Raw genomic sequence first — 3542 nt, forward strand, 5'->3', positions numbered from 1 at the left:
GTAGAGGGCTACAGCATCACGTTTGAACTGTTCGGAGTACCTAGGCATGGTGGTAGATTACCTTTCTTCCCAACCCAACCGGGCTGGATATCAGGTGTCTACCTAACGGGGGCCAGGTCCCCGCGACCTTGCACACTTCCGCCATCCCCCCTTCCGCCGATCACGATTTTCGTCCATATAAACCGGCACAACTGTCGACGGAAACCACGGTTTGTATGGACGAAAGTTGCGATCGCAGCCAATTCGACCCCCTGAACCCCACCACGTAGAAAAAGTCCGGCCCCTCCAAAGAGGAAGCCGGACTACATGCTGTGGAGCATAGGAGAATCGAACTCCTGACCTTCTGCTTGCAAAGCAGATGCTCTACCAATTGAGCTAATGCCCCAGTGCCTAAATACTTTACTACCGCAGGCGAAGTAACTCCAAACCTGAACCACTCAAATCACTTTGACCACTTTAGGCATGTCCTATCACTTCAGTTACACGCAGGCGCTAGGGTCATGGGCACATCGTGTCCACTTTCCCTCATCCTTAGGAAAACCATGCGTCGCATTCTCACCTCCGCCCTCACCGTGCTCGTCGCCGCTGCCGTTCCAGCGGCCGCTAACGCACAGTTGCCGCAGATTCCACAGCTGCCTGTGTCCTCCAGCTCGAATATCCAAGACGAAATCAACCATCGCATCGATGACGCCCGCACACAGGTCGAGGACATCACCTCCAAGGCCTTCCCGCAGAAAGCTCCTAAGCAAAAGGCACCTACCCCAGCGAAGAAGACAGAGCCGCGCAACAGTGGCGGCGTCGACTGTGCCAACTGCGTAGCTATCACCTACGACGACGGCCCAGGCGCCGAGACCAACCGCCTGCTGGACAAACTCAAGGCCAAGAACGCGCACGCGAGCTTCATGGTGCTCGCCCCCAGCGCTGAGCAACACCCCGAGCTCCTCAAACGCATGAAGGCCGAGGGCCACACCATTGGCAACCACACCAAGAGCCACCGCCAACTCAACACGCTGTCGCCTGCGCAGGTATCCCAGGAAATCGACGCCGGCAACGCCGCTATTAAGAAGGCCACCGGCCAGAACACGCGCTGGGTACGCCCGCCCTACGGCGCTACCAACGCCACCGTGGATCAGGTAACCCGCGATAAAGGCGTCTCCCAGGCGCTCTGGGACGTCGACACCGTGGATTGGAAAGACCGCAACTCTGAGCACGTCTGTTCCTCGGCCGTACAGGGTGCCCGCGCCGGCTCCATCGTCTTGATGCACGATATCCACCCCACCACCGTGGACGCCGCCGATTGCGTTATCGATGGCCTACGCGCCAAGGGCCTCGAGCCTGTGAGCCTGGATCGCCTCCTGCGCACCCCCGTGGCAGGTAAGCGCTACTACGCTCGTGGTTAATGATTGATTTTGCCCTTACTGCCGACGCCGTCGCTCCCCAACTCCTCGGCTGCACTCTCACCCATGCCGGGGTGAGCATCCGCCTCACTGAGGTCGAGGCTTACCTAGGCGCCGAGGACTCCGCGGCACACACTTTCAATGGCAAGACCCCGCGTAATGCGGCCATGTTCGGTCCGCCGGGCAGGTTCTACGTCTATATTTCTTATGGCATCCACCGCAACGTCAATATCGTCTGTGCCCCTGAAGGCACTGGCCAAGGCTGCCTGCTGCGCGGCGGTGAAATCATCGAGGGCGCCGACACCGCCTTTGCCCGCCGTGGCGCTTCTGATTTTCATAACCTCGCCCGCGGACCGGGAAACCTCGGCAAGGCCCTGGGCTTCACGCTCGAAGACAACCACCAATCAATACAGCTTGTCGAGCGCACCACCGAGCCAGAATGGGTGCGCGGACCGCGTATCGGTATCTCTAAAAACAAGGAAGCGGCCCTACGGTTTTGGATCCCCTTCGATAAAACCGTCTCGGGCCGCCGCGGCTATCCCAAGAAATAGCCCTGCTAGTTCCGCTAACTAATAGCGCCCACCGTAGCGCTCATCATTCTCGATGGCCTTAATTATCCGCTGATTAATCTGCAGCATCTGGCGAATCTGCGTGCGGGTCAGGCTATCCATGACGGACTTGCGCGCCTGCTTAGCGTGTCCAGGCGCAGTCTCTACTACCTTGTCCCAGCCGCTATCCGTCAGCTGTGCCATGGTGGTGCGTCCATCAGTCGGGCACGGCTGGCGCACGACCCACCCCTGCTTTTCTAGGCGCGTAACGACCTGGCTCAAGCGGGACAAAGATCCATTGGCGGTAATCGCCAAATCGCGCATACGCATCTCGCGACTTTCCGCCTCCGATAGCCGAGATAGCACTGTATATTCAAAAAAGCTCAAGCCTGCGTCATCGCGCAGCTGAGCATCCAAAATATTGGTTAAGCGAATATTTACGCTCATTAGAGACATAAATGATGTGAGTTCTTCATCATCCAGCCAGTAGTCATCGCGCTCGGTCATGGGATTTATTCTATCAACTTGGCTTTAATTCTAAAGTGACTCGTCACTGTCCTAAACGCAAAGGCCTTAGTGTCCAGAGGACGGCTCGATCGGCCGCTGCCTTCTCGGCAGCTTCTCTACCACCAAACGATAAGAATCCGTGACCAACTCCTCTATCAGCTGTTGGTGCAGCTCTGCGTGTGGATAGACGGAAACCCAATGCCGTTTATTCATGTGGTAGCCCGGCGCAATGAATGGATACTGCTGCTGTAGCGCTTGGCAGTCCTCCGGCTCGGCCTTAATGATCATTTGCTGTTGACCGGTCACCGCTGTCAACAGCAAGAAAATTTTGCCGCGTACTTTGAATACGTCCCAGTCGGGACCAAAAGGATGCAGCACCTGCGAGCCGAACATCTCTTCGGCGCGCTGCCGCGCAACCTTGTAGATGCCGCTCCCGTCCAACATCGCCCCCCATTTCGTTGTTAGCAGTTCCACCTCAGGGCGCCGAAGATTCATAGTCTGTCCACCCGATTGGGCGGGCTATGTTTATTTCCGTTCCCTCCGTCTGAAAGGACAGTAGAACTAGTCGCGGGCTTCGGTATGGCTTATTCCCGCCCCTGTCTGAAAATGATCCGGGGGTGATGCCGCCGAAGACAGTGACATACTCAAACTGCTAATAGGAACCTGACCCAGCCCAGGTGGTATGAGGTCTCACAGTAATGTAGATGCCAGTACTAAGTATGTCCGACCACCCCCAGCGATGAAGCTCAAATAGTCCAACTGGGGTTGCCCGCAAATCGTGGACACGTAGTGGGGCTACCTAGTGCTTAGGCAGCTATTTCTTTTCTACTGGTGGTTAGACCAATGTGGTTTTCGAAGTCGACGGGGCTGACCATCCCTAGTGCAGAGTGCCGGCGCCGACGGTTGTAAACGACTTCCATCCAGTAGGCAACGGCCTTGCGCGCGGCATCACGGGTTGGCCAACGCTTGCGGTCGTAGAACTCGGTTTTAAGCGTCGACCAGAACGACTCAGCCATCGCGTTATCAAAGCACACACCAGTACGCCCCACAGACTGAGCAATGCCCAGGTTATGGCAGACTTCCCAGAGCT

5 protein-coding genes and 1 tRNA gene are annotated in these 3542 nt (G+C 56.9%); 2 read left to right on the plus strand and 4 right to left on the minus strand.

The window, feature by feature from the left end; genetic code table 11:
- Nucleotides 1-312: 312 nt before the first annotated feature.
- Nucleotides 313-385: transfer RNA gene (locus tag MHK00_RS11630), tRNA-Ala, on the minus strand.
- A gap of 157 nt (nucleotides 386-542) precedes the next feature.
- On the opposite strand from MHK00_RS11630, the gene MHK00_RS11635 reads away from it, so the two are divergent.
- Together MHK00_RS11635 and MHK00_RS11640 are read left to right on the plus strand one after the other, a co-directional pair.
- A complete protein-coding gene (locus MHK00_RS11635; RefSeq protein ID WP_250411967.1) occupies nucleotides 543-1400 on the plus strand; it encodes a polysaccharide deacetylase family protein in 858 nt (285 codons plus the stop codon).
- Nucleotides 1400-1948 carry a DNA-3-methyladenine glycosylase gene (locus MHK00_RS11640; RefSeq protein ID WP_250411969.1) on the plus strand — a complete coding sequence of 183 codons (549 nt, stop codon included), beginning with the start codon at nucleotides 1400-1402 and terminating at the stop codon, nucleotides 1946-1948. The genes MHK00_RS11635 and MHK00_RS11640 overlap by 1 nt, the downstream gene beginning before the upstream one ends.
- Nucleotides 1949-1966: 18 nt before the next feature.
- Here the strand turns inward: MHK00_RS11640 and MHK00_RS11645 are convergent, their stop codons facing one another.
- The 3 genes from MHK00_RS11645 to MHK00_RS11655 form a co-directional block, all read right to left on the minus strand.
- Nucleotides 1967-2452: a MarR family winged helix-turn-helix transcriptional regulator gene (locus tag MHK00_RS11645; protein WP_250411972.1), complete on the minus strand. Its 486-nt coding sequence runs from the start codon at nucleotides 2450-2452 to the stop codon at nucleotides 1967-1969.
- Nucleotides 2453-2518: 66 nt separating this feature from the next.
- On the minus strand, nucleotides 2519-2947 hold the full coding sequence (locus tag MHK00_RS11650) for an MmcQ/YjbR family DNA-binding protein (RefSeq protein ID WP_150851362.1): 429 nt from the start codon (nucleotides 2945-2947) through the stop codon (nucleotides 2519-2521).
- Nucleotides 2948-3258: 311 nt separating this feature from the next.
- A partial coding sequence (locus tag MHK00_RS11655) for an integrase core domain-containing protein (protein ID WP_250411974.1) occupies nucleotides 3259-3542 on the minus strand: 284 nt, incomplete at its 5' end.

The sequence above is a fragment of the Corynebacterium tuberculostearicum genome, from assembly GCF_022347385.1.
GTDB classification, from domain to species: Bacteria; Actinomycetota; Actinomycetes; order Mycobacteriales; family Mycobacteriaceae; genus Corynebacterium; species Corynebacterium tuberculostearicum_M.

What these genes read in the sequence shown, in the direction of transcription:
- MHK00_RS11640 (WP_250411969.1), top strand. Translation starts at nt 1,400, where the DNA reads ATGATTGATTTTGCCCTTACTGCCGACGCCGTCGCTCCCCAACTCCTC.
- MHK00_RS11650 (WP_150851362.1), bottom strand. Translation starts at nt 2,947, where the DNA reads ATGAATCTTCGGCGCCCTGAGGTGGAACTGCTAACAACGAAATGGGGG.
- MHK00_RS11645 (WP_250411972.1), bottom strand. Translation starts at nt 2,452, where the DNA reads ATGACCGAGCGCGATGACTACTGGCTGGATGATGAAGAACTCACATCA.
- MHK00_RS11635 (WP_250411967.1), top strand. Translation starts at nt 543, where the DNA reads ATGCGTCGCATTCTCACCTCCGCCCTCACCGTGCTCGTCGCCGCTGCC.